The sequence below is a fragment of the Vibrio variabilis genome (assembly GCF_003263785.1).
GTDB classification, from domain to species: Bacteria; Pseudomonadota; Gammaproteobacteria; order Enterobacterales; family Vibrionaceae; genus Vibrio; species Vibrio variabilis.
Window position 1 is genome coordinate 15,309 of the sequence record NZ_JYJK01000096.1, and the last position, 26,434, is coordinate 41,742.

Annotated in this window: 25 protein-coding genes and 1 pseudogene; 15 read left to right on the forward strand and 11 right to left on the reverse strand. The window is 45.6% G+C overall.

From position 1 onward, the window contains the following. Positions 1–314: 314 nt before the first annotated feature. From TZ48_RS18035 to TZ48_RS18070, 10 genes are all read left to right on the forward strand, one after another. Positions 315–1,373 carry an ABC transporter ATP-binding protein gene (locus TZ48_RS18035; protein WP_112480159.1) on the forward strand — a complete coding sequence of 353 codons (1,059 nt, stop codon included), beginning with the start codon at positions 315–317 and terminating at the stop codon, positions 1,371–1,373. A 9-nt stretch (positions 1,374–1,382) separates the two neighbouring features. Beyond that, positions 1,383–2,066, forward strand: coding sequence for an ABC transporter substrate-binding protein (locus tag TZ48_RS25940; RefSeq protein WP_275426456.1), 684 nt, complete (start codon positions 1,383–1,385; stop codon positions 2,064–2,066). Further along, positions 2,047–2,625 (forward strand): extracellular solute-binding protein, encoded by a 579-nt coding sequence (locus TZ48_RS25945; RefSeq protein WP_275426457.1) that lies wholly within the window; start codon positions 2,047–2,049, stop codon positions 2,623–2,625. The genes TZ48_RS25940 and TZ48_RS25945 overlap by 20 nt, the downstream gene beginning before the upstream one ends. 63 nt (positions 2,626–2,688) lie before the next feature. Next, the gene (locus TZ48_RS18045; protein WP_112480160.1) at positions 2,689–3,663 is read left to right on the forward strand and encodes a carbohydrate ABC transporter permease; all 975 of its coding nucleotides are present in this window, start codon (positions 2,689–2,691) and stop codon (positions 3,661–3,663) included. Next, the gene (locus tag TZ48_RS18050) at positions 3,663–4,493 is read left to right on the forward strand and encodes a carbohydrate ABC transporter permease (protein WP_112480161.1); all 831 of its coding nucleotides are present in this window, start codon (positions 3,663–3,665) and stop codon (positions 4,491–4,493) included. The genes TZ48_RS18045 and TZ48_RS18050 overlap by 1 nt, the downstream gene beginning before the upstream one ends. Before the next feature lie 93 nt (positions 4,494–4,586). Then, the gene (locus TZ48_RS18055; RefSeq protein ID WP_112480162.1) at positions 4,587–6,215 is read left to right on the forward strand and encodes an endo-1,4-beta-xylanase; all 1,629 of its coding nucleotides are present in this window, start codon (positions 4,587–4,589) and stop codon (positions 6,213–6,215) included. Then, positions 6,212–6,802 carry a hypothetical protein gene (locus TZ48_RS18060; RefSeq protein WP_112480163.1) on the forward strand — a complete coding sequence of 197 codons (591 nt, stop codon included), beginning with the start codon at positions 6,212–6,214 and terminating at the stop codon, positions 6,800–6,802. Before TZ48_RS18055 ends, TZ48_RS18060 begins: the two co-directional genes overlap by 4 nt. Positions 6,803–6,863: 61 nt before the next feature. Beyond that, complete coding sequence (locus TZ48_RS25950) at positions 6,864–7,553, forward strand: glycoside hydrolase family 3 protein (RefSeq protein ID WP_275426458.1); 690 nt, start codon at positions 6,864–6,866, stop codon at positions 7,551–7,553. After that, entirely contained in the window at positions 7,502–9,079 is a 1,578-nt protein-coding gene (locus TZ48_RS25955; protein ID WP_275426463.1) for a glycoside hydrolase family 3 C-terminal domain-containing protein, read from the forward strand. The genes TZ48_RS25950 and TZ48_RS25955 overlap by 52 nt, the downstream gene beginning before the upstream one ends. 106 nt (positions 9,080–9,185) lie before the next feature. Continuing rightward, positions 9,186–10,337, forward strand: a complete 1,152-nt coding sequence (locus TZ48_RS18070) for a glycoside hydrolase family 5 protein (RefSeq protein WP_112480164.1) — start codon at positions 9,186–9,188, stop codon at positions 10,335–10,337. A 71-nt stretch (positions 10,338–10,408) separates the two neighbouring features. Here TZ48_RS18070 and TZ48_RS18075 read toward each other — a convergent pair whose 3' ends face one another. From TZ48_RS18075 to TZ48_RS26465, 7 genes are all read right to left on the reverse strand, one after another. Beyond that, complete coding sequence (locus TZ48_RS18075; RefSeq protein WP_112480165.1) at positions 10,409–11,428, reverse strand: LacI family DNA-binding transcriptional regulator; 1,020 nt, start codon at positions 11,426–11,428, stop codon at positions 10,409–10,411. A 253-nt stretch (positions 11,429–11,681) separates the two neighbouring features. After that, entirely contained in the window at positions 11,682–12,893 is a 1,212-nt protein-coding gene (locus tag TZ48_RS18080; protein WP_162674643.1) for a methyl-accepting chemotaxis protein, read from the reverse strand. Positions 12,894–12,931: 38 nt separating this feature from the next. Continuing rightward, entirely contained in the window at positions 12,932–13,654 is a 723-nt protein-coding gene (locus TZ48_RS18085) for a hypothetical protein (RefSeq protein WP_112480167.1), read from the reverse strand. 121 nt (positions 13,655–13,775) lie between these two features. Next, positions 13,776–15,080, reverse strand: coding sequence for a carbohydrate porin (locus TZ48_RS18090; RefSeq protein WP_112480168.1), 1,305 nt, complete (start codon positions 15,078–15,080; stop codon positions 13,776–13,778). Between the two features lie 508 nt (positions 15,081–15,588). Beyond that, on the reverse strand, positions 15,589–16,632 hold the full coding sequence (locus TZ48_RS18095; RefSeq protein WP_112480169.1) for an aldose epimerase family protein: 1,044 nt from the start codon (positions 16,630–16,632) through the stop codon (positions 15,589–15,591). 108 nt (positions 16,633–16,740) lie between these two features. Then, a complete protein-coding gene (locus tag TZ48_RS26460) occupies positions 16,741–17,472 on the reverse strand; it encodes an apurinic/apyrimidinic endonuclease family protein (protein ID WP_420822959.1) in 732 nt (243 codons plus the stop codon). Continuing rightward, positions 17,370–18,059 (reverse strand): apurinic/apyrimidinic endonuclease family protein, encoded by a 690-nt coding sequence (locus TZ48_RS26465; protein ID WP_420822960.1) that lies wholly within the window; start codon positions 18,057–18,059, stop codon positions 17,370–17,372. Before TZ48_RS26465 ends, TZ48_RS26460 begins: the two co-directional genes overlap by 103 nt. A 479-nt stretch (positions 18,060–18,538) precedes the next feature. Here TZ48_RS26465 and TZ48_RS18105 point away from each other — a divergent pair, with 479 nt between their 5' ends. From TZ48_RS18105 to TZ48_RS25965, 4 genes and pseudogenes are all read left to right on the forward strand, one after another. Continuing rightward, complete coding sequence (locus TZ48_RS18105; RefSeq protein WP_112480170.1) at positions 18,539–19,648, forward strand: helix-turn-helix domain-containing protein; 1,110 nt, start codon at positions 18,539–18,541, stop codon at positions 19,646–19,648. Positions 19,649–19,777: 129 nt separating this feature from the next. After that, positions 19,778–20,797, forward strand: a complete 1,020-nt coding sequence (locus TZ48_RS25380) for a glycoside hydrolase family 3 protein (RefSeq protein ID WP_239670952.1) — start codon at positions 19,778–19,780, stop codon at positions 20,795–20,797. 258 nt (positions 20,798–21,055) lie between these two features. Then, positions 21,056–21,715: pseudogene (locus TZ48_RS25960) on the forward strand (glycoside hydrolase family 3 protein); the annotation flags it as partial. A 123-nt stretch (positions 21,716–21,838) separates the two neighbouring features. Then, positions 21,839–22,141 carry a fibronectin type III-like domain-contianing protein gene (locus TZ48_RS25965; RefSeq protein ID WP_275426464.1) on the forward strand — a complete coding sequence of 101 codons (303 nt, stop codon included), beginning with the start codon at positions 21,839–21,841 and terminating at the stop codon, positions 22,139–22,141. A gap of 55 nt (positions 22,142–22,196) precedes the next feature. Here the strand turns inward: TZ48_RS25965 and TZ48_RS25970 are convergent, their stop codons facing one another. The 3 genes from TZ48_RS25970 to TZ48_RS25980 are packed head-to-tail and all read right to left on the reverse strand — an operon-like array spanning position 22,197 to position 23,400. Beyond that, positions 22,197–22,661: a helix-turn-helix transcriptional regulator gene (locus TZ48_RS25970; protein WP_275426459.1), complete on the reverse strand. Its 465-nt coding sequence runs from the start codon at positions 22,659–22,661 to the stop codon at positions 22,197–22,199. Beyond that, positions 22,598–23,065 carry a substrate-binding domain-containing protein gene (locus TZ48_RS26470; protein ID WP_275426460.1) on the reverse strand — a complete coding sequence of 156 codons (468 nt, stop codon included), beginning with the start codon at positions 23,063–23,065 and terminating at the stop codon, positions 22,598–22,600. Before TZ48_RS26470 ends, TZ48_RS25970 begins: the two co-directional genes overlap by 64 nt. After that, positions 22,963–23,400: a type 1 periplasmic-binding domain-containing protein gene (locus tag TZ48_RS25980; protein WP_275426461.1), complete on the reverse strand. Its 438-nt coding sequence runs from the start codon at positions 23,398–23,400 to the stop codon at positions 22,963–22,965. The genes TZ48_RS26470 and TZ48_RS25980 overlap by 103 nt, the downstream gene beginning before the upstream one ends. A 234-nt stretch (positions 23,401–23,634) precedes the next feature. On the opposite strand from TZ48_RS25980, the gene xylB reads away from it, so the two are divergent. Then, entirely contained in the window at positions 23,635–25,086 is a 1,452-nt protein-coding gene (gene xylB / locus TZ48_RS18120) for a xylulokinase (RefSeq protein ID WP_112480171.1), read from the forward strand. Positions 25,087–25,266: 180 nt separating this feature from the next. Here the strand turns inward: xylB and TZ48_RS18125 are convergent, their stop codons facing one another. After that, positions 25,267–26,406: a permease gene (locus TZ48_RS18125; RefSeq protein ID WP_112480172.1), complete on the reverse strand. Its 1,140-nt coding sequence runs from the start codon at positions 26,404–26,406 to the stop codon at positions 25,267–25,269. Positions 26,407–26,434 lie beyond the last annotated feature (28 nt).

Genomic DNA, 26,434 nt, shown 5'->3' on the forward strand with positions numbered 1-26,434 from the left:
TTCAAGCCAATAAAGCGGCACTAACATTGAAAGGCTAGAGGCAACTCTAGCCCTTTTGACATTTTTAGCTTCGGTAACTTTGGAATGAGAATAAAAACGTGAAACCAAAAAAATTGCTGTGTGATCAAAAGCAAATTAGCAATCAAATTTGTATGCAACCTATGAAACAAAGAGGCCTGTTTGGTGCGATAAATTAATAGCAGTCACGGATGGTAAATATTGTAAATCCAGTTTTAAAAATCGGTATTGGTTGTCCCGTCACTCCCATATTAACTTGGTATCTACTTCGGGTTAATTTGGTTTTTGGTGAATATATGGCATCAGTTCAATTACGGAATTTGATAAAGAACTATGGCGATACTGAGGTTGTTAAAGGCATTAACTTAGATATTCAACACGGCGAGTTTATCGTTCTGCTGGGACCCTCCGGCTGTGGTAAGTCAACGACGTTACGTATGCTTGCTGGGCTTGAGGATATCACTGACGGCGAGATTTGCATCGAGCATGAGGTGATCAATGACCTTCACCCTATTGAACGTAACATCGCGATGGTGTTTCAGAGTTACGCGTTATATCCACACATGACAGTCGAAGAGAACATGGCTTTTGCATTAGAGAACCTCGGCGTTGACAAAAAAACACGCAAGCGCATGGTGGCGGAGATAGCAGAGGTTCTTGAGCTAACCCCGTTACTTGATCGCAAACCAAAAGAGTTGTCTGGAGGTCAGCGTCAGCGGGTTGCAATGGGGCGTGCCATGGTTCGTAGTCCAGATGTATTTCTGTTTGATGAGCCATTGTCAAACTTAGATGCCAAGCTCCGCGGTCAAATGCGTTCAGAAATAAAACGTCTTCATCAACGCATTAAAACCACTGTCGTGTATGTAACTCACGATCAGGTTGAAGCAATGACACTGGCTGATCGCATAGCGATTTTGAACGGCGGTGTGATTGAACAAATTGGCACGCCCAAAGAGATATACGGTCGGCCTAAAAACAAATTTGTCGCTAAGTTTATCGGCACTCCAGAAATGAATGTTCTGGAAAACCTCGGCGATGATGTCACCCCTTTTCTCGCAACGTCGATCGCCCAACAAGTGCCTGACTTCAATGTACTGTCCATAGGCATTCGAGCGCAAGATTTCCATTTAAATGCCTGCGAGCTTGAGAGCGATAGCATTGGTTCGATTAAAGTCACTCTTGAACAGGTGGAGTTGATGGGCTCAGTGAAGCACCTGACATGCTTATTTTCCGATCAGCGAATAGTCGCGGAAGTACCGTACAGGGATGAACGAACGCCGAACGAGTTCGAGCTGTACTTCGATATAAACAAAGTTCATGTGTTTGATGAAAAAGACCGATTAATAACCCAATAAGGAATAACCATGAAAAAGAACATCATAACCTCTGCAATTCTCGTTTCCATGTTCTCTGCTGCGGCATTGGCCGAGAAAACGGAAATTACAGTTGCGTCGTTTCCTAACTTCAATCAAGTCGCTGAACTGGCGGTTCCTATGTTTGAGGAAAAGTACCCAAATATTAAAGTTAAGGTTGTAACTCTTGCGTATGGTGACCACCACAATGCGATGACTACAGCATTGGCAACCGGTGCCAATTTGCCAGATGTAATGGGTGTTGAATATAGCTATGTTGGTCAGTTCATTGAAAAAGGCGGCTTAGAGGATTTAGCAGCTTATGGTGCTGGTCAGTTTACCGAACGTATGGTGCCGTTCTCTGTCGCACAAGCAACGAACTCAAAAGGGGTACTCTCAGCAATTCCAGCGGATATCGGGCCAGGAGCGACGTTCTACCGAGCCGATGTGCTTGAGGCCGCAGGGGTAACAGAAGAAGAGCTCCTTAAAGATTGGGATTCGTTTATCGCCGCAGGTAAGAAAGTGAAGCAGACAACGGGTAACTATTTGCTCGCCAATGCCGCTGACATCAAAGACATTGTTATTCGATCAAACCTTAAAGCAGGTGAGGGCGTCTACTTTGATAAAGAACACAATATTCTAGTGAACTCCGAACGATTCAAAGAAGCGTTTTCGTTTGGCCAAGGCAGCGCGTGAAGCAGGTATCGATGCTGAAATTGGAGCTTGGTCTAACGAATGGACTGAAAGTCTTCGCCGCGGCACGGTATCGGTACAAATGATGGGAGCATGGCTGGGTGGACACCTTCAGACATGGATTGCACCAGACGCGGAAGGCAAATGGCGCACATCACAGCTTCCTAATGGCGCAATGGCAAGTTGGGGTGGGTCATTTTATGCCATTCCTAAAAAAGCTGAGCACAAAGATGAAGCTTGGAAATTCATCGAGTTTATGGCGACAGATAAACAAGTTCAGCTTGCTGGCTTCAAAGAAATTAATGCATTTCCAGTACTTAACGAAATACACCAAGATGACTTTTTCAATGAAAAGATTGCTTATCTTGGTGGACAACAAGCACGTCTGACTTGGCGTGAAGCTGCAGGGCATATTCCAGCAATTACGGTAGACCGTTATGACGAGGTTGCTCGCCAAGTGGTAAATGATGCGTTGGAGAAAGTGCTTGAAAAAGATGCGGACATCAACACCGTACTTGCCGATGCCGAGAAACAAATTAAACGTCGTGCTCGTCGTCGTTAAACCTTCCCTTTGGGGTCACGAGATGGTGACCCCTTGTCATTAAGCTAATTTTGGTACTCTTTTATGACGACGATGACACGTTCAATTAATGCTAGCAGAGGCAATAATTTCTGGCTAAGAAAAGGAAATAAGATAGCGCCATATCTTTACATTTGCCCTTTCTTTATTATTTTTGGTGTATTTGGCTTATTTCCACTACTGTTTTCGTTGTACCTGTCACTGCATTATTGGGAGCCAGCAGCTGGGCTTGCAGCGATGGAGTGGGTAGGTATTGAAAATTATGTATTCGCGTTGGAGGATGAATGGTTTCAAACCTCAATCTACAACACGTTTGTTATCGCGCTCAAGTCGGGTATCCCCCAACACGCCGTTGCATTGCCTTTGGCGTTTTTTATTCATACGAGCTTCACTCGTATGAGAAACACGGTGATTGGGATCTACTTTGTGCCTTATATTACGTCGACTGTGGCGATATCTCTGGTGTTCACCACACTGTTCTCACGTGATTATGGCATGGTGAACCAAGTTCTTACTTCGCTCGGTAATTTTACCATCGGTGATCTAAAAGTACTGGCCTGGTTGTTTCCTACTGAAAATGTAGATTGGTCTCGTCCTGCGTATACCAAAGACATGATTTCATTCGTGGTATTTTGGCGATTTGTGGGGTGGAACACGGTACTTTACTTGTCAGCTCTGCAAACCATTCCTAAAGACCTTTACGAAGCTGCGACCATGGATGGGGCGAACCGATATCAACAGTTTTGGTATATCACGCTCCCTATGCTCAAGCCAATGGCGTTTTTTGCCGTCACCTTGACCATTATTGGTAACCTTCAGTTGTTTGAGGAGCCGTTCATTATTACCGGCGGTACGGGTGGCTTGGAACAAGCAGGTAAAACAGCAGCTATGCATATGTACATTACCGCCTTTGTAGAGAGTGATTTCGGTACTGCTTCGGCAATATCTTGGATTCTATTTATGATCATCGCTGGCTTAACATGGCTAAACAATAAACTGTTGGGTGGGAGCAATTACTAATGAATAACATCGGAAAAGATAAGCTGATTGCTTATATTATCGTTGCGGTAGGTGCCATTATTATGCTCGCGCCGTTTTATTTCATGTTCATTTTTTCGTCTCACTCCAACACAGGAATTCTATCCGTACCTCCACCAGTGACGTTTGGCGATTACTTAGTTGCTAACTTTAATGCGTTATTAAAAGCACTGCCGTATTTTTGGCACAATTTGGTGTTGAGTTTAGTGGTCGCGATTGTTGTCACTGCTCTCAATTTATTGTTCTGCTCCCTTGCAGGTTATGCGTTCTCAATGTTTGAGTTCCGCTTTAAGAATGCGTTATTTGTCATGATCATGGCGACAATGCTAATACCACCATTTTTGGGGATGATCCCAACAGCAATGGTCATGTCGCAACTGGGGTGGATGAATGATCCGAAAGCCCTAATAGTACCTGCCGCGTGCGGCGCGATGGGGATTTTCATGATGCGCCAATTTATTTCCAGCTCGATACCAAGAGAGTTGGTCGAAGCTGCTCGTATGGATGGCTGCCGAGAGTTTAAGATTTACTATCGCATCATTGTTCCATTGATCCTCCCTGCATTTGGTACCCTTGGTTTGATCACGTTTATCGGCACTTGGAACAACTTCATGGGGCCACTCGTCGTTATGAACGACATGAAAATGTTTACGGTTCCGCTGGCATTGCGAGCTCTTCAAGGTACAGGGCAGGTGCCATGGGGCGCCGTGTCGGTAGGTGCGAGTATTGCGGTATTGCCACTACTGTTCCTATTCATTATTGCCTCTCGAAGATTGATTGATGGCCTCACGTCTGGTGCCGTCAAAGGGTAATTGTTGCTGGCGACTTCTCTCTTATTAGATAGGGGCGCCAAATACGTTTTCCAGTTCACTGTCACCTCTTGACTTTTAAAAGGAAGAAATAAGATGAAAAACTTGGTTGCCACCTCGCTTTTTGCTGTATGCGCAATAATGCCCGTGTTCGCTGTTCAAGGTTCAGATTTACCGACACCGAGTCTTAAAGAGTTAGCCAAGCAGTCTGGCATTTATGTGGGCGCCGCCATGGAAGCAAGGCACCTAAAAGAGCCTGAATTTGCGAAAGTTTTCGCCAGTCAGTTTAATCAACTGACACCGGAAAATGAAATGAAGTGGTCCTATATCCATCCGGAGCGCAATCGGTTTGATTTTGCCAAAGCGGACGAGTTAGTTGCCTTTGCCGAGCAACACAATATGGCAGTAAAAGGTCACGCCTTAGTGTGGCACATTCAAAATCCTGAATGGCTGACGAACCAAGATTGGACGGCGCCTGAGCTGGAGAAGGTGCTTGAACGTCACATTAAAACAGTCGTCGGTCACTACAAGGGCAAAGTCAAGTATTGGGATGTTGTTAACGAGAGTTTCAACGAGAATGGCTCATACCGTGAAACATTATGGTACCAAGTGCTGGGGGAAAGGTATCTGGAACTCGCGTTCAAATTTGCCCATCAAGCCGACCCAGACGCTATTTTGTTTTATAACGATTACAGTAACGAAGGCATGGGCCCTAAATCAAATGCAATTTATAGAAAAGTGAAAGGCATGGTTGATGAAGGGATACCTATTCACGGTGTCGGCTTTCAACTTCACTTGATGGGAGAGCATAGCATTGGTGAGGCGACTGTCGCCCGAAATATCCAACGCCTTCAAGACCTAGGGTTGAAAGTTCATTTTACCGAAGTGGATGTTCGAATTAGAGATGACGCTAAGCAATTTAGTGTGGATGCTCAAGCACGCTTGTTCAGTCGGCTTATGGATTTTGCCATTTACTATCCTTCAGTTGATATGTACACCACATGGGGCGTAACGGACAAATACAGTTGGATTCCTAGCTGGTTTCCGGGTTATGGCCGTGGCCTGATGTTTGATAAAGATTACAAACCAAAGAAAGCCTTTGACGCGGTGTACAGTTCGCTCTTGGCGGCGTCCCAAGGAGAGTTTGCTTACCAACCGCCGGTTGGGGAGCATGCTGATACGCGCATCGTTCAAGCTTTTGTGGCTAAGCCTTTGACTCAATCGAGATTGAATGACCAAGAGGTGATTTACTATCCATTTGCTTACAATCAGCTAGGTGGCCAAAATCTAGCGGTACCAGAGAGCCACAATCTGAGCGGAAAATGGGCGGTCGGTTATCATGACAATAAACTGATAGGGCGAGTTTATCGTCAAGATGACAAGACGTTTACCAATAAGACATTTGACTATGAAAACGATAATGTTGAAGTATTTCTTCAATCCGGAGAGGCCTATTGGCAAATTCGATCTGTGGTCGGAGAGGACTTCGCGGCGAATAGCTTTCCCGGTAAGACAAAGGGCGTGTGGTCCGCTGATGGTAAAGTGTTCGACTTTGAAATTGAATTCACAAGCCTTAAGTCATTAACGGGTGAGACCATCGGTTTCAATATTGCCCTTTCTGACAATGATGAGCCCGAAGCCGACGCATCCGTCATGCTCAGCTGTATCCTGTACCTGGCAACAACACCAGTTGGCAAGGTGAACAGTTCGGTGAGTTATTTATGATTGCTCAGAATGCTGTACTGCCCACGAAGCCGGCTGCTTCACCGGCACCATTTAAGATCTTACCATTAACGGCAAAACCGACGTCATCGAGTGACAAGGTGTGGGAACAAGCATTCCAGTACTCATTGGAGTACAACCAGTTAAAAGGTGACGATCAAACGGTTGCGGAAAAGAACGATATTAGTGGTGCATGGCAGCTTGGTTATCATGGAAACTGGTTGTTTGGTGTGGTTCATCGACAAGATGATTTAACCGTGACTAATATGGAACACAGTTATCAAAACGACAATGTTGAGGTGATGTTCCAGCTTGACGAAAATCACTTTTATCAGTTACGCACTATGGTTGGCCAAGATTTTGAAACATCGAATTATCCAAACAAACACTTTGCGATCTGGAGTGAAGACAACTCACAGCTTTACTTTGGTGTTGAACTGAAAGAGCCACCAAAACCAGGAGTTAAGCTAGGTTGGAACATCGCATTGTCTGACAACGACAGCGACCAAAGAAAATCACAGCTTTACCCACTGCCTGGCAGCAACCGTTCTTACATGGGTGAAGAACTCACTCGTGTTGAATTTCAATAATTATTGATTCCATTGTTCAGCAGCCTCTCACAGGGGCTGCCAAATCTGAGTACTACCCATAATGACTGAACTGTACAAAAACAAAAATGCTCCGATCAATGAGCGCGTAGCTGATCTCCTCGGTCGCATGACGATTGAAGAAAAAGTCGGCCAACTTACCCAGCTTGCTGCAAGCATTGAGGGAAATACCGATCGTTTGGAAACCTGGCATGTTGGCAGTTACCTGCATTGCACGGGTGATACGGCCCTAGAGTTACAACGGCGCGCTGCGAATACTCGTCTAGGGATACCGCTAATTTTTGGCATCGACGCGATTCATGGTCACTGTTTTGATAACGACGCTACCGTATTCCCGACACAGCTTTCAACTTCATCCAGTTGGGATCGTGAATTGATTAAGAAAGTAGCACGAGTCACTGCGAAAGAAGTACGTGCCACGGGCATTCATTGGACTTTCTCGCCCGTGCTTTGCGTTGGTCGAGATCCACGTTGGGGAAGGGTAAATGAAACTTACGGTGAGGATTCGTGGCTCATTGGTGAAATGGCGGCAGAAACGATTTTGGGGTATCAAGGTGAAGACTTTGCCAGTCCAGATGCTATCTTGGCGTGCGCGAAACACTATGTCGCCTATGGCGAGAGCGTTGGGGGCGTGACTCCTATGAGGCCGATGTATCGCGCCGTAAACTCAAATCGATTTTCTTGCCGCCTTTTAAAAAGGCCGTTGAGAAGGCGAACGTCGCTTCATTTATGACCGGATACCATTCCAACGACGGTGTCCCATGTACTGTCGACAAGTGGTTATTGACCGACTTGGCCAAAAAGGAGTGGGGGCTCAATGGTTTTATCGTCACTGACTGGGACAATGTTCGCTCATTACATACCAAACAAAAGACGAGCCCAACGCTGTCAGACGCGTGTTATCGCTCCCTTGATGCGGGTAACGATATGATGATGTCGACGCCCGAGTTTTATCAAACAGCGGTAGAACTTGCAAGCGAAGGACAAATTGAGAGGCAGATCGTCGATGATGCCGTTGCTCGTATTTTAACCAAAAAGTTTGAGCTTGGACTGTTTGATGAAATGCGTTTTTATGCGCCCGAACGACGAGAAATCATGGGCATAGCACCGCACCTAGATGTAGCGATGGAAGCGAGCCTGAAGAGTATCGTGATGTTGAAAAACGATGGCATCTTGCCGCTCAAAGCAAAGGAAGGGCTGCGTGTTTTAGTCGTCGGTCCCAATGCTGATGATGTCGTGGCTCAACTTGGAGATTGGTCTTTTGGGTCGATGCAAGCGGGGGCAACCAACGATCACTTCCATCGAGAGCAGACCGTGACTCCGCTACAAGCGTTTAAATTGGCGTCTGAGCACTATGGGTTTGACCTCGACTATGTGAAAGGCAGTGATTGCGTTGATGACGACTTTGAACAACAAGATATACTCGAAGAAGCTCTAAGCCGCGCTGATGTCGTGATTGCGTGTGTAGGTGATACTCTATCACTGCACGGTGAGTTTCATGATCGTGCTAACTTGGATTTAACGGGTAAACAGCAAAACATGCTTGAGCAGATCAAAGCTTCTGGTGTGCCAATGATCGTCAGCTTGATTGCGTCTAAGCCGATGACGATCCCCTGGATTGCAGAAAACGCCAATGCCGTGCTGTGCGGCTTTAATCCGGGCACAAAAGGAGGAGAAGCGATCAAGCGCGTGATTTTTGGAGAATACAACCCAAGTGGCAAACTAACCATCTCATTTCCACATCACGTTGGCCAACTTCCTGTATTTTATAACAAGTTTGAAGGTTGGCATGCACAGCTTTCGGAGCGAACGAACCATCAAGAGCGTTATCTAGACATGCCGGAGACGCCAGTATTTCATTTTGGTGAAGGTCTTTCGTACAGTGTATTTGAATACTCGAACGCGCGATTAAAACAGACCAAAATTGCAGCGCACAGCCCTGTTGAAGTCACGGTGACAGTGTCGAATACTTCGCTCGTCGATGGCACTGAGATTGTGCAAGCCTACTACCGCGACCATTATTCAAGCGTGACGACCCCCGTAAAACAACTGTGTGGTTTTGAACGAGTTGTGATTGCGGCTGGACAGAGTGCCGAGGTCACTATCAAAGTTCCATTTGACGCGTTTGCTTTGATTACTCAAAACCTTGATGAGGTTGTCGAGGCTGGCTTGTTCAGTCTTATGATTGGCAGTTCGTCTAAGGATAGTGACTTAGTAACACTTGATTTTGAAGTGACAGAGGACGTGATGTTGAGCTAGCTCTTGATGCCCAAGCGAACGTGGTACTGTAAGGTCGCTTGGGTATTCGATCAAAGTAGAAATTCGAGAGACAAGACTTCAGTGTATTGTTTAGAGGGTGATAGAAATGTTGAGGAAAATCGCCATGGTGTCCGTCGCCATATGCAGTGTCGCCGCGCTTCATGGTTGTAATTCAAGCACAAGCGACGCGCGATCGGTTGAACTGGATTCAGCATACTACACGGATATGTATGCGTGGAATGAAACCAAGGGGTTGAGGGATAGTTTTTTAGGCCGTGGCATCAACATGGGAAACTTTTTAGAATCCCCAAACTATGAAGGGGAGTGGAATGGGGATCTGATCATTCAAGCGGATGATTTCAAAAACATTAGTGAGTCAGGTTTTGCGAGTGTCAGAGTCCCAGTGCGGTGGAGTGCACATACACGTGATCATGATCCTCATACTATAGATGAGGTATTTTTAGCGCGCGTTCAGCAGGTGGTGGATCAAGCCATACAAGAAGGATTGCGGGTCATCATTAACACTCATCATTTTGATGAGCTGTTTTATGATGGAGAACGAACAGCATTCCATACTGAGCGTCTGATATCATTCTGGAACCAGCTATCGCAACGCTTCCCACTTAGCGAATACTCGGAACAGCATCTGGTATTCGAGTTCCTCAATGAGCCCCATGAAAATATTGGGATCAACCAGTGGAACAACATCGTTGATCGACTGACCACTGCGTTATGGATTAACAATGCTGAGACTCAGAATAATGCGTTAGGACAACGCAAAGTCATGATTGGTACTGCTGACTGGGGAGGACCTTCGGCACTTCCAGAGCTCAAGTTGCCATCGATTGCGACTGCTGACAATACCATTATTACCGTCCATTTCTACCAGCCGTTCGAATTCACTCATCAAGGGGCGGAATGGGTTGATGGCGCAGAAGATTGGATCGGAACCCGCTGGTTGGGCACACCATCGGAACAACAAGTACTATTTGACTATCTCAACGCGATATCGCAGTGGAATGCCCCATCCAATCGTCAGTTTGAGATCAACATTGGTGAGTTTGGTGTTTATAGTCAGTTTTCAAAAGCCGAGGATCAGCGCGCTTGGACGGCATTTATTGCCCGTGAAGCAGAAAAGCGAGGTTTTAGCTGGCATTACTGGGAGTACAGTTCTGGCTTTGGTGCGTACGATCCTTATGCCGAAGAATGGCGAGCACCGTTGATTGAGGGCCTTATTCCCCGCGACAATTCTTTGTAAAATGCAGAGAGCTAACCAAGCAACGTGAATGAGTCAGAGCTTGACGTTGCTTGGTGTAGGGGGTGACACCGCTAGTTTTTCTTGAAGATCGAGCTTGTCGATTGTCGAGTAACTAAGTCAATAGGCGGCATTCTTGCTTCATATTGTCCATTGAGAACCATACTTAAAATAGAGTTGGCACACACGGTACCTATCTCTTCAATCGGTTGCCTCAACGTGGTTAATGCAGGAGTAAAGTATTTGGAGGTGGGGAGATCATCAAAGCCAATGACTGAAACATCTTGCGGAACTTTAAGTCCGTTGTCATGTAAAGCCTTAATCGCTCCGTATGCAGTAAGGTCATTTGCAGCAAAAATAGCTGAAAAATAGATGTTTGAATCAATGAGCTCTTTTGTGGCGCGATAACCCATCTCCATGCCAAAGTCGCCTTTTTTAACCAGTTTAGTGTTAACTGGGATGTTGGCCTCAACCAGTGCTTTTTTGTAGCCCGCAAATCGAGCTGCAGCATCAGGCTGCGGTGACAAGCCTTTAATGTGTGCGATGTTGGTATGACCTTGTTGCAGTAGGTGAAGCGTCGCAATGTAGCCACCCATGGTGTTATCAAGGTTGAGCGAACAGATATTCTGTCCTCTGATGTCATAACCCACCGTCACAACCGGAATCGACTTGGCTGCGGCTGTAATTTTTTGCTCATCCAAGTTTCCAGTCACAATGATAATGCCGTCAACGTTACTTTTTATCAAATAGTCGAGAGCATGATTTTCTAGCTTGTTCTGCCAGTGACCGGAGGCCATAACAAGGGAGTAACCTTTGCTAATCAGCGTTTTTTCCATGTCGTTGACTATGGTTGATGTGTAGGGGCTATCGGGGTGTTGCACTAAAACGCCGATGGTCATTGAACGGCGATTTAAATCTTGTTGCATTTGAAAGCTGGGTTTATACCCAGTTTTCTTGATCGCATTCTCAATGCGTTCACTCTTTTCATCCGATACATAGGTGGTTCGGTTGAGGAAACGCGAGACAGTACTTGGCGATACGCCGGCAAGCTTAGCCACATCATAAACCGTGGCGGATTTTTTCTTTTTTTTCATTATTGTGACTTAATTAGCAAGGCGATTAATTGATATTAATTTTTTACTGTTTTGGACTTACGCATTCCAATAGGTTATTGATTTCTCTTGTTTATAGTTGCGTACTTCGATTGCCAAATTAATCTAAATTCACTCCCAAAGCAATAAGCGCCTGTTTTATATGTGAAAGCCGATTATTTGGTTCAATATTTGGCATTATCGGTGTTTTACCAATGATTTAGCTACTTATTTGATGGTAGTGTGAAACTCGCCGTTAGCTCGATAGTTTCTCCGCCATTTTCTCCAGAGTCAGGCCATGTTGATTAAGTAACTCAAACTTGTCCGAACTAGATTGGGATAGTTGGAATATATCGCTCACACTGTTGGTGACATCACTTGCAACCGACTGATGTTCAATCGTCGCTGAAGCTATGCTGGTACTTCGGTTCTCGATGTCATTCAGCAGTAGATTAATTCCTTTTATGTTCTGCTCAACGCTGTCTGCTTGCGTGATGCATTGTTGCATATCGTCACTACAAAGGTTGATTTGCGAAACGGCAAACCCAGCACTGTTTTGTAATTGGTCGATTTTTTGCTTGATTTCAAAGGTAGAGTCGGTAGTTTTTGCCGCAAGGACTCTCACTTCATCTGCGACGACGGAAAAACCGCGTCCATGCTCACCTGCTCGTGCAGCTTCGATAGCGGCGTTGAGTGCCAACAAGTTGGTTTGCTCCGAAATACCAGAAATGACCTCTAATATCGTTTCAATGCTTATCGCCTCTTGCTCCAAGACTTCGATGGTTGCTGTTGATTCAGCAAGACGGGTAGATAACATTGCCAGCAGAGTAGCGTTAGCACTTATGGCGCTCTGCCCCTGAGAGGAGAGGGCAACCGCCTGAGTCACCGTACAAAGCGTGTCATTAGCCGATTGAGCAATCTCTCGCACTGCACACTCGATTTGCTTCATAGCAGTGGCAACTTGGGTTGTTTGCATGGTTTGACGGGTGATATCTGCACTGAGTTGTTCGCTGGTCTGCTGATTGTCTGCCGATGCTTGGTTAAGCTGATTGGCCGAGTGGCGGAGTTCAAAAATAACGTCAGAGAGATGTTCTAAAACTAGATTCACTTTGTTGGCAATATTGCCAAATTCATTATGACTCTGATAGCTCACTTTCTCAGTAAGGTCCTTTTGAGCAAGTTGATCCAATGCGGCTTGTACTTGTTTACTTGGCTTTTGTACTGACGTTGCGAGCCGATTGGCAATGACAGCAGTGAGCAGAATAGACGCAACAAGCAATCCACCTAAAGCAGAAACCATGTGGTGAGCACTGTTAATTGCCTCAGCTTCCACTGTTTTAGTGCTGAAGTCCGCGTAGTCAGAAAGTTGCTGAATAGCCGCTAAGTGAGCGTCGACCAATGAAACCAAATGTGTTCTTTGTACCGAAAGCTGGTCAAATAGATCGTACGTTTCGATGTGAATGCTCATCGCACCCGAGTCACTGAACAAGTGTTTTGAAAACAGTGTCAGTGCGTGTTCAGTCGACTTAAGGAGGGCTGGGGAGGCTGTTTGTAATGCTCGATAGCTTGCTGAAATCGTTCTTGGCGTGATGCGAAGCTTCGTTTAGATGCATTGAGTTCGACAATGTCTTGCATAGTGAATGCCTTGTTAGCATCAATACTAAGAACACTGAGTTGAGACAGTAGCCCCTGTATCGCCATGCGCTCTTCAGCGGCATTTGTGTTTGATAATCCACTAACGAGATCTGAGGTCAGTTGATTCACAATAGGCTGGAATTTGGATTGTTGATAGTCGTCTTGGTCTTTAAGGTCCAGAAAGCGTTCAAATAGGCGAGCTACCTCGGCAATCTGACTCAAAACCTCACTGCTTCCTGCTTGGATGTTCGCTATCGTTGCGTCAGTACTTGCCGTGGATGTTAGGTGATGGGCTATCCAATGTTCTTGCTCTAGATAGTGTGCGGTTTTGCTATCTATGTCGACAGCGAGAGGCTCAAGCTCATCGATAAACATAGCGCCTAAATAGCGAGTGAGGCTGCGATTGATATTTAGAAAAGCGATGGTTAATTCGGATGAGCGCATCATAAGTGGTGTTGATTCATGAGTGATGGTTTCAATTCGCTCGGTCATTTTTGAAGTAGACTGAATAGCGTACCAAGACGATGCCGTCATAATGGCGATGAGCAAAAAGAAGCTGACGTAAATTCGAGTGACGATGGACGATAGTTTCATCGAGTAAACTCCTAGGTGGTGAATACTGAGGGTAAAAAAGTGGAGTTTGGAACGAGCGTAACAGCGGAAAAAAAGGGGCCTGAGAAGCCAGGCCCAAAGGAACGGAGACCCTAATGTCTCATTACCACCATGCTTCAAACATTGCGCCCGCTGACAATGTATCGACTTTTTCAGCTTCAGTAGCTTTGACGTCGCCCGCTGTGACGTAGAATCGCAGCATTGGGCGGCTCCAAGGTAGACCACCAAGTGATACGTTTTGAGAAACGGTCACTTTCCAACCTTTTTTCTCAAAGCCGCTTACGTGATCTTCCATGGCATAGCCAGCTTCAAGCCATGTAGAATGTACTTCATCCCAGTTATACATCGGGCGGACGATCGCAGAATACTCACTGCGTTCAGTGTTTTCTGTCTCCCAAGGCATCTTAACGTTTTCACCAGACAGCTTCTTAAAAGAGGCGAGGTAGTCAACAAACAAGTTTGAGTTCGGGTTGACGCCGCCTTCGATACTTGCGTAGATGACCTTTTTGTCACCTGACAAATCGAACACTGAATCATCGGCACCATCTGCGTACTTGAGTACTAATTTATTGGAAGAGCCTAAACCAAGAACTGCGCCCACCTGCCATGCTTTTTCGTCTTCAAGATCTTCACCAGCCTGTTTGGAAGCAAAGCCATAGTTCGCATAAAGGTCGAGATTACCAATGCCAAGATCTATACCATGCAATTTAGACGTGACAGCGTACTTTCCGTTGTCATTTCCAAGAGCGCCTGTCTCTGAGTCCACCTGACCTACAAGGCCCATATCAAGCTTAATGCCACCAAGATTTAGGTTATTGAAGCCACCGCCTTGGCCGTCATGCGTCATCCAAAAATAGTCGTTTAAACCTTGTTGAGGACGTTGGTGGAAGTCGCGACCAGCCCACATATATAGCTCTGGTTGGCTTTCAAACACGTTGGTCACACCAGCGTACATTTTTTTGAGGTTAACGCCTCCCTTCGAACTCCAAGCGCGGTTACCCCATTGGTCGAACATAGCAACAATATCCCATACTGCGCCGTTGTCCGCTTTTTTAGCGTAGGCAAATTGGACTTCGCCACCGTTGTACTCATTGCCCAATCGGCCGACGGAGCGCCCCGAACTTCCTACTTCTACATATGCCGCATCACTGTCAGCGTAATGCAGACCATAGCGCGCATAACCTGAGAAAATAAGCCCTTGAGGTGGCTCAAAATCAGGAGTGAGTACTGCTGGTTGTTGGTCATAAACATAATCTGTTTCTTGAACTTTAGTTTCCAGCTCTTGAATGCGCTTGGTGAGTTCCTCTATTTGTGCAGCATTGTTAGTTTCAGTTTCTGCAAATGATGAAAAGGAAGCCAGAGAGGCAGCCACTGCTAGGGCGACAGGAAGCTTATTAAGATGATACATACTATTTCCTTATAAGTTTATTATGATGCTTAGTTGGTGCTTGTTATAAATAATTTTAAGGAATGAAATGAATGAAAATATAGATTGGCTTCACATCTCATTAGCGTGCTTTGCTTCATGAAACATTTTTGGAAGGCATTTCTTTTGCAAGTGTCTGATTTTAAATGTTTATTTTGATTGTTGGAAGCTGGTTATCGCCCATGAATGCGGTTTCGTTTCATGGATTAGAAGGTGATTATCACAGGTTTTTTTGCTGTTGATTGACATTAATTCTGGTTGGTTTTGAAAGTATTCATAATAGTGAATTATATGAAATAAATGTGGTGATTATTACCTGTTCTACCGGTGTGATTAACGAAGTGAAATGCTTGTTTTTGGAGGCTAAATTAAAGTTTCATCCTTGTTTAACCGATCAAAGTTAAGTGGGTGGGGTTGGGTAGAAAGAGTCCCAAATAAAATGTATCGAGTAATCGTTTATTTGGGAGCTTGTCGGTTTGTGAAGGGGGAATTAATACCGTGTTGATGTGTTCGCCATCGATATTTTGAACATGGTCACTTGATGGTAGGGGTTGTTGATATCAAAAATGCAGTTAGGTGTATCCGGCATGTTGACTTGGTTCGGGTAGCATTGGGTTTCCAAACACAGCCCTGCATGTTGCTGGTATGAATTTCCTTTGCGCCCCAGTTCGTTATTTAAGTAGCCAGCAGTGTAAAACTGGAGACCACCTTGGTCGGTATAAACATCTAGCGTTATACCACTGCGGCGACTGGTTACTTTGGCCGCGTGGTACATAGGCGTGGCGGGCAAGCACCAGCAGTGATCAAAACCAAGATTACTCAGTGACTGCTCTGACAATTGCGTCATGGCATCTTTGATCAGTCTGGGTTGACGAAAGTCCATTGCGGTTCCCGTAACGTTTTTGACTTCAACCGGAATACCAGAGTGATCAGTTTCGAGATAGTGCTGGGCGTTAATTTGAACCTGATGCTCGTAGATGTTAGCCGTGCCGTCCAAGTTGAAATAGGCGTGTTGGGTCATATTGATTGCTGTAGGAGCGTGTGGAAACGCTGAGTATACGATCGACAACTCGTTATTTTCGTTCAGTTGATAACGAACACGAAAGTCAATGGCGGCGGGATGACCACTTTCACCTTTATTCACAGATACGCTGAATTCAATGGAGTCGACACTTTGGTAGGTAGTATGCCAACGCTTCTTTGCCACGTTGGCTTTGCCGCCATGTAAGTGATTGGCGTCTTCATTAGTCTCCAGTTGAATATGCTTACCTCCGGCAAGATAACGACCACTCTGAATACGATTAGCCCATGGACCAATCACCCCTCCCAAATAAACACTGCCTTGCAGATAGTCTTCGGGATTGTCATAGCCCAATACGATATTGTTCCTCTTGCCGGCTTCGGTTGTCACGAAAAAGTTGATAATGGTCGCACCAAGATCAGAGATGTCTATCTGGGTGCCATTTCCGTTGCTAAGTGAGTACAGATTATATTGCCCCCATTGACGCGGGCTTTTGCCAGTGTTCGCGTTCAAAACGGTCTCCGTAAAATTTGTTGTGCTGTGGATTAATGAAAAGATTCAAAAAAGCCCAAGTACATCCCCCGATCATACTTGGGCTTGAAACCAAGGTTCTCACAACATTTACTTGTAGATGAACCCGTTGACAATGTTTTCTAGGTGCTCTTGACGACCGGATTCCTTAACTGGAGATAGGTTGTTCTCAAGCGAATAGTTCGCTACTTGCTCTAGGCTGAGATCACCAGCAAGAATTTTCTTACCAAGGTCTTCATTCCAGCTCGAATAACGTTGCGCGATATTTTTAGAAAGAACGTCGTTTTCGATCATATCAGCTGCACGCTCTAGCGAGAGTGCCATTGTATCCATGCCGCCGATATGACCATGGAACAGGTCTTCAAGGTCGATTGAAGGGCGGCGGACACGAGCGTCGAAATTGAAACCGCCAGTGGTGAAGCCTCCCGCTTTTAGGATTTCATACATTACGAGTGTGTTTTCTTCAACGCTGTTCGGGAACTGATCCGTATCCCATCCGAGTTGCGGATCACCTCGGTTAGCATCGATAGAACCAAACAAACCAAGGGATGTTGCAGTCGCGACTTCATGATGGAAGCTATGGCCTGCCAATGTTGCGTGGTTCGCTTCAATATTGACTTTAATTTCGTTTTCAAGCCCGAATTGCTTTAAGAAGCCGTAAACGGTCGCGGTATCATAATCATACTGATGTTTAGTTGGTTCTTGTGGCTTAGGTTCAATTAGGATTGCGCCTTTAAAACCAATTTTGTGTTTGTGCTCAACGACCATTTGCATGAGTCGACCGAGTTGCTGGCGCTCTTGACGCAGATCGGTATTAAGCAAGGTTTCATAACCCTCACGTCCCCCCACAATACGTAGTTTTCGCCACCTAGACGTTTTGTTGCGCCCATAGCATTGAAAATTTGACTCGCAGCATAAGCAAAGACTTTAGGATCGGGGTTTGTGCCTGCTCCGGACATATAACGTGGGTTCGAGAACACATTGGCCGTCCCCCAAAGTAGTTTGACGCCGGTCTGTTCTTGTTTCTGCTCCAGCACATCGACCATGGTTTGGAAGTTGTTAACATACTCCTTAATCGACGCGCCCTCTGGTGCTACATCAGTATCGTGGAAGCAATAGTAAGGAACAGAGAGTTTTGAGAAAAATTCAAATGCAGCATTCGCTTTAGCGTGCGCGTGTTCCATTGGATCAGAAACTTTTAGCCACTCGTGATCGAAAGTACCGTCGCCAAAAACGTCAGAGCCCGGCCAACGGAAGTTGTGCCAGTAGCATGCCGCAAAGCGAAGATGCTCTTTCATTGACTTACCTAGAATCATACGATCTGCATCATAGTGGCGAAACGCCAAAGGGTTGGTCGTTTCCTTACCTTCAAATTTGATCTTATTAATATTTTTAAAAATTTCTGTCATAGCCTAATTTCCAAGTTTTGGTTGTGGACTTCATTCACAAACATTATTCAGTCTTTTCGACGATGCCATCAATTATGATTTTTGATAGGAAAATTAAGCTATTTACTAAATGTGGCCTAGCTCTCAAAAATTGGTTATTTTCACGCGCATTAGTATGGTTGCCTCATTTTTACGAGGAAAGCTCACTTAAGAGGTGTTTGACCATGTTTTTGGCGATTTGAATCACAAATGGAAAATATCATAAGTCGGGAATTAAATTGTGTAACTTGAATAAACTTCTTGAATTAACAAAAATATCATTCAACACGTATCGTTGCGAAAACGTTAACTGATATGCAATTCATGAGAGATCAAACAAACCACCCACCAAGACATATCTGGTTATAAGAACCCCCAAAACGTCTTGTCGCTCCTGATAAGCCGTTTTAAGCCCTGTGAAATGCAGGGCTTTTTTCAATACCAACACTAGGAAGTGAGTTATGAAAAAACTGCTTATCCTCCTCGATAGTATGGTTTACTTTGATCGCCAAGTGCTCAAGGGGATTAAGGCGCGTTCTGATGAGTCTCAACTCAAGCTGAGTCTCTATTTGGAATGTGCCAGTAATCTAGACTACATACTCGCTGAAACTTGGGACTACGTGATCGCAGATTACAACAAGCCGTCGGTGAAGCATTTGGTGGATATATTGGATGCTAGGCGGGTCGTTTACTCTAATCACACTCTTGCGAACTTGCCTTCACAGTTATCTTCAGTCACCCTCGATAATGAGGGATTGGCACGTTTAGCTATCCGTACTTTTGCCAAAAGTGACTTTTCCCATGTCGGTTACTTTGCCAACCAACAAGACTTGGTTACGCCATGGAGTCAGGAGCGTCAAAGCGCTTTTCAACAGGCCGCACCTAAACATTCACTCAATTATTGCTCTGATGTAGTCGCCGCGATTAAACACCGCCAGTTTCCTCTTGGCGTGTATTGCTCTTCTGATCGTTCAGCAAGGCGAATTGCTGAGTTATGTCAACAACACTATGTCAATGTCCCTGAGCAAGTTGCCATCATTGGCACAGATTGTGATGACACCGAACGTTTACTCTCTCCAATGCCTTTGAGCTCAGTAGAACTTAATCCATTTGAGCTTGGGCGATGCTGTATGGAGACACTGGAGCAATTGATCCGTTACAAGCGCCCTTTATCCAAACTTTTTTCGTCTGGTACGGTGATTCACGCTAAAACGACGGCCAGCGAATCGACGCAAGATAAGGTTATTGTAAAAGCAGAGCTTTTTATGCGAAATCACTTTCATTCCAACATAAAGATAAAGCAAGTGACAGATTACTGTCGCATATCTAGAAAAACACTCGACACTCGGTTTTTGATCACGCATGGCGTTACCGCGCACCAGTATTTGACTAGCCTTAGGCTGGCAAGAGCAAAACATCTTTTAAAGAATACCTCGGATCGCATTGACAGTATTGCAGCTCAATGTGGTTACCCAAGTCAATCTTACCTTTCTCAGGTCTTCATCAAGCAACTGGGTTTGACGCCGGCAAAATATCGTCAAAAAATAGCCAGAGATGAAGCGATTGTGTGATCACAACAGACATAAAAATACGATATTTGGTAACTCATTGCAGGAATTTGGTAATTACAACGAGGCACCCATAACCCAGTTAAAGGTTAGGTCATAGTATGGGGACGAAGAAGGACAAAGGTAACAACTATGCTTTACAAACAGCTGTATAAGAATCCAAATGCTTCAATAGCAGAACGAGTAGACGACTTACTTTCAAGAATGACGGTACCAGAAAAGCTCGCACAACTAGGAGCACAATGGTTGATCTTAGATGAGAATGGTAACCACCATGACCGAGACTTGGAGATGGCCTCGGATGAGGCTAAAAAACCGATCAGTGAACGTTTTCAAAACGGCATTGGGCAAATCACCCGCCCTCTAGGTACACACTCCGTGTCCCCTGAGAAAGGGGTAAAAGCCTTGAATGCATTGCAGGACTATTTGGTAAATCAAACAAGACTTGGTATCCCAGCGTTGTCTCATGAAGAGTGTTTGGTGGGGTTGATGGCAAAAGATGCGACGCTCTATCCGTCATCACTAAATTATGGGCACACATGGAACCCTGAACTTATTGAAGAGATGGCTTCAGATATCGGCAGGCAGGTAAGGGCGGTGGGGGCGCATCAAGGTTTAGCGCCGGTATTGGATGTTTCTCGAGATGTTAGGTGGGGTCGCACAGAAGAAACTCTGGGTGAAGACCCTTACCACGTAGGTTTGTTAGCGACAGCGTATGTTAAGGGTTTACAAGGCGAGAAGCGCGATGTCTATGCGACACTCAAACACTACGTTGGTCATTCATTTAGTGAAGGTGCCCGTAATCATGCGCCAGTGCACATTGGTTTTAAAGAGCTCAATGACACTTTCCTGTTACCTTTTGAGATGGCCGTTAAACTGGGCAACGCAGGGTCTGTCATGCCAGCGTATCATGATATTGATGGTGAGCCTTGCCACTCATCAGAGTATTTGCTGACGGAAGTGCTTCGTCATCGCTGGGGGTTTGATGGGCTGTTGGTTGCGACTATGGTGGCGTCGATTTATTGTATTCTCATCATGGGATTGCAGCGGATACAGCAGGTGCAGCTGCGTTATCTTTTAATGCCGGTCTCGATATCGAACTGCCTGATGATGCGTGCTCTACTAAATTGGCGCTTGCATGGAGAGAGGTGAGTTTTCAATCAATAAGCTCGATGAAATTGTAACTCGAATTTTGAAGGTTAAGTTCGAGTTAGGACTATTTGAAAATCCATACTGCGAGTTACCCACTGAGCCCTTGCACAATGAGGACTCTGAGAGGCTGGCATACCAAGTAGCGGCGGAGTCTTTGGTGCTGCTTAAAAACGATGGATTGCTTCCTCTGTCGAATCAAACTCGCATCGCGTTATTGGGAGCGACAGCCGATGATCCACTCGCTTTACTGGGGGCTACAGTTTTCCGGTTCACTTGATCTTAAGTAGTGAACAGAGCGAAGCGCCAGTTGTAGCGACACTGCGTGAAACGTTTGAACAGGCGTTTACATCCGTGTGCTACGCAAAGGGCTGTAATATTTTGACTGAGCGACATAGCAACGCACCCGTTTTTCCGGGGGATGTCGATTTAGCACTGTCACAAAGCTTAAATTCGCCTATCGACAAAGATACCTCGGGATTTCATGAGGCTGGCGGTGTGATTCAAGACTCGGATGTTGTGGTAGTTTGTGTCGGCGATCTCGCAGGGCTGTTTCAAACGGGGACAGTCGGTGAGGGATCGGATGCCGACAGCCTTGATTTACCCGGTGTACAACAGGCTTTAGTTGATCTTGCCTTGGATTCCGGTAAACCAGTCGTGGTGATTGTCACGGGTGGTCGCCCTTATAGCCTTGGACGTGCTGAAAGCGAGGCTGCGGCTATTTTGTATGGCTGGGCTCCGGGTCAAGTCGGCGCTCAAGCTATTACCGACGCGTTACTGGGTCATGTGAACCCAAGCGGCCGCTTAACGTTATCGATTCCTAAAAATGTTGGTGCAGTGCCTTACTACTACAACCACAAACTAAAAAGTGGCGGTACACCTATCGCTTACCACTTTGGCTCGAACTACCCGTTCGGTTATGGTTTGAGCTACACCACGTTTGAATACGAAGATGTCAACATCGAAGCAATTGATGTCGAGCACGAAGAGAGCGTAGTCATTACCCTGAACGTCAGAAATACTGGGCAGGTAGCGGGTCATGAGGTGGTACAGCTGTACGTAAGAGACCTGGTCAGTTCCCTAGTACGCCCAATTCGAGAACTCAAGGGTTTTGGTAAGGTATATTTAGAACCAGGGGAGCAGAAGACACTAAGGTTTTCACTCCCAGTAGACATGCTCAACCTTACCAATCATCGGCATCAGAGAGTGGTGGAAGCAGGCGACTTTGAGGTTATGATCGGTAAGTCGTCCACCGATATTGTATTTAAGGATGTCATCACCGTGAAAGGTGGCACACGCGTGCTACCTGAGCAGTGGCGTATGGTGTGTGATATTTCGATTCTGTAAACTGAAGAAGGAGAGGGAGCCTCTCCTTTTTACTGACAAATATAACGCTGTGGTTCTAGTCAGCAGCACTTAAAGACGTTTCTCGATATTCTTTTGGTGTTTGATCTAGGTTCTTTTTAAACACGGTGTACATGTATTGTAATGACGGGTAGCCGCACAGTTCAGCAATTTCAATAATTGGAAGTTCAGTGTTACCGAGTAGGTTGCAAGCGCGCTTTATCTTAGAGTTGTGGATCTCTTGATGAATCGAGTGTCCACGCTCGGCTTTAAATCGTGCTTCCATGTTAGAACGAGAGATACCTACGTAACTGAGCACCTGGTCGACTTTAATGCCTTTACACGCATTGTGTCTGATAAAGTGCATAGCTTGTATCACGAAGGGATCTTTTAGCGCCTGATAATCAGTGCTTTGACGTTCGAAGACCTGAGTTGGCGGCACCATAACCCGAGCGTGTTTCAATACCTGATTAGGGATAGCTGATTGATCTTTATGTTTCGCATCAAGGAGGCGATGAAGCATTTTGCTGCGCGATACCCCATCTGTTTAGTACCTTGTCCAACAGAGCTTAATGATACCCTCGTAAGGTGCCTAGCGAGTTCTTCATTATCGATGCCAATTACAGATACTTTGTCAGGCACCATAACGTTGAGGTGTTGACACACTTGCAGAAGGTGTCTCGCTCTCGAGTCTGTGACCGCAATGATGCCCGTGGGTGTCGGTAAGCGTTGTAACCAATCGGCTAGACGATTCATATCGTAGGTCCAGGTTCTTGAGTTGGTCTCATTACCTCGATAGATAGAACCCGTGTATCCCTCTCTTTTCACGATAGTTGAAAACGCTTTTTCTCGTTCATGAGCCCAGCGGTTACATTTGTCATGAGGTTTGCCATAGAAAGCAAAGTTCTCCAGTCCTTTTTCACGCAAGTGCTGGTAGCCAACTCAACCAGCGCTTGGTTGTCGGTGGCCACATAAGGGATGTCTGGATAATCTTCTTCCTTTTCGTAAGAGCCACCGACTCCTATGACAGGGATGTCAGAATCCTTGAGCAGTTCAGCAATTTTCGGGTTGTCGAAGTCAGCAATCACACCGTCGCCACTCCAGCCGCGAAAGTTATCTAGGTGAGTTGTGAACTCCTCTTCAAGAAAAATATCCCAATCACATTGAGATGCTTGTAGGTACTCACCAATTCCTTCGATGACCTCTCGATCATAAACCTTATTGGCGTTGAATAGCAGTGTAACCCGAAATCGTTTGTCCATAATGCCTTAATTGTATATTGGCGATATCTACTCGAACGTTGAGTCTAACAGCGACGTATTGCACATGGTGTGATCTTAGGCGCAGTCGTGAAATCAGTGAATGGTTCTATAAAAAAACATAATTGTTTGAAAGTGTTACTCAGCAGATACTGAATACAAGCTAAGCGCAACAGGTAGATGGCGTCGTGGATGTCTGGTTGCGAAATCAAATGTGAGAACTTAAAGGAAACAACTATGTATATAGGTATCGACTTAGGTACATCGGGCGTTAAGTCCATTGCGATGACTGAGCAAGGTGAGATCCTTGCCTCTTGTACCGTCTCCTTGGAGGTATCTCGCCCTAAGCCATTGTGGTCAGAACAAGATCCCAGCGCTTGGTGGGAGGCAACCTGTGAATCTATTAATGGTCTCAAGGCATCAGTGAATCTAAGTGATGTTCTTGCCATCGGCCTCTCCGGGCAGATGCACGGTGCGACACTTATTGACGTAAATGGAGATGTTTTGCGACCTGCTATTCTCTGGAACGACGGCCGTTGTGAAGCGGAATGTAAAGAGTTGGAAGCGGCGGTGCCAAACTCTCGCGATATTACTGGCAATATAATGATGCCAGGCTTTACGGCGCCGAAACTAAAATGGGTTGCTAATCATGAACCTGAAGTGTTTGCAAAAGTAGATAAGGTACTGTTACCTAAAGACTACTTGCGCTTCAAAATGACCGGCGATTTTGCGTCTGACATGTCCGATTCTGCAGGGACGTGTTGGTTGGATGTTGAGAAGCGCGCATGGAGTGAAGAGCTTTTAGAAGCGACAGGCTTGTCGGTTTCTCATATGCCAGAATTGTTTGAAGGCAGCGCGGTCACGGGGATTCTGAGTCCTGACATTGCAAACGCTTGGGAAATGCCTCAGGTTGCGGTTGTGGCTGGTGGTGGTGATAACGCCGCTGGCGCTGTCGGTGTCGGTATTACTCTGCCGGGTCAAGCGATGTTGTCGCTTGGTACATCGGGTGTGTATTTTGCGGTTAGCGATGGCTTTGTCTCTAACCCTGAGCTTGCGCTTCATAGCTTCTGTCATGCACTTCCACAAACGTGGCACACTATGTCGGTTATCTTGAGTGCCGCCTCATGTCTAAGTTGGGTAGCAGAATTGACTGGGTTTGAAGATGTTGGCGACATGATTGACGAAGTCGAAGAAAACGCTGATACAACCTCACAGGTCATTTTCTTGCCATATCTTTCTGGTGAGCGGACTCCGCACAACAACCCTGATGCCCAGGGTGTCTTCTTTGGTATGACCCACTCAACAACCAAGCTAGAACTCGCACAGGCCGTGTTAGAAGGGGTTGGTTTTGCGTTTGCAGACGGATTTGATGCCTTACACGTCACTAAAAACATTCCTGATGAAGTATCGCTAATTGGCGGGGGTGCAAGAAGTGAGTATTGGCGTCAAATGCTCGCTGATATTGTTGAGATGCCTTTAGTGTACAGACAAGGTGGTGAAGTGGGGCCTGCGCTAGGTGCAGCAAGACTTGCTGTATTGGGCACAAAAGAAGGCGCGACGGTATCCGATATCTGCCCGGTGCCCAAGCTGGTACAAAAGCATATACCAAACGCTGACAAGCATGCTTACTATCAGAGTAAACGTGCGACATACCAAGCTCTCTATAAACGATTACAAGGTCTGTTCTAAAACAGTCTATGTCGAATCACGCGTATGTTTGAAATTGAATTGCTGCTTTCTAAGTAGCTGCGCTAAAAACAAGGCAGGTACAGTGATAAGGCTGACCTGCCGTATTGCGTTGTAGCCAAACACTACTTTGGAAAATGTAGTTTACTCATCCCAAACATTTTCAAGCGTAAACGGACTTGATTAAACAAACATAAAGCTATACAGGTAACCTGCACTTACCGCCATACCCAAAATTACCACCAAGAACGCCGCAATCACTTGGTTTTTGAAGATAGATTTAAGCAAGATAACTTCAGTCAGACTTGCCCCTGCACTACCAATAATCAAAGCCATGACTGAGCCTAGCGCCATACCTTTCTGTACTAGTGCAGCACTCAAAGGAATTACCGCTTCTGCACGAATGTACAATGGAATACCAATGACTGCTGCGATAGGAATCGCATACCAAACCCCTTCACCTGCGTACTCTGCGATAAGGTCAGTTGGAATAAAGCCGTAAATGAGTGACCCAAGTAGAATACCCACCAATAGATAAGGGAACACTTGCTTGAAATCTTTCCAAGTTGACTTCCAAATACGAACCCAACGATTGTCTTCTTTTGGTGCTGCTACTGCAGTGACGCAACACGCGCTGCCGTCTGCATTAATGCTAGCAATAGTCGGTTCTGGTTCTTTTTCTGCGTAGCATGATGTTGCCGGTGTTGGTGTTGAGCAAGAACTGTCCGCAGAGCAACTGCTTACGGCTGGCTTCACTGATTCAATTTTTGGTGAGCCACAGCTTGTAGACGTTGCGCATGACGATTCTTTAGTCGCAGCTGGTTTAGTGTCGCCGCAAGACGTACCACATGAGCTCGCCGTTTGTACCTCGTATGCCTCAGGTTTTACATAGCGCTCGAAACCCAATTTCTCTAATACATAGCCAGCTGTAACCGATACAAACATGGCAATCGCAAAGTAAAAGACAGCGACTTTAATGCCGAATGTCACGACAAATAGGCCAATGATCACAGGGTTTAGCAGTGGGCTTGCGAACAAGAACACCATCATAGGGCCGAATCCAGCTCGGGCGCGCAGTAATCCTTTCAAGAAAGGAATGGTTGAGCACGAACAAAATGGAGTGATGGAACCAAGTAGTGCCGCAACAAAGTAACCTCTACCATTCTTTGAGCTAAGAATAGATTGGATCTTTTCTGGTGTTAGGAACTCTTGTAGAACACCGACAATGTAACTTATAGCCAAAAATAGAATAATTAACTCGGTCGCTAAGAAGGCGAACATGTTGGCGGTTTCTTTGGCCATTGAAAGGAATTCAGGGCTCATATTAGCCTCCTCTAATAATTCGATATAT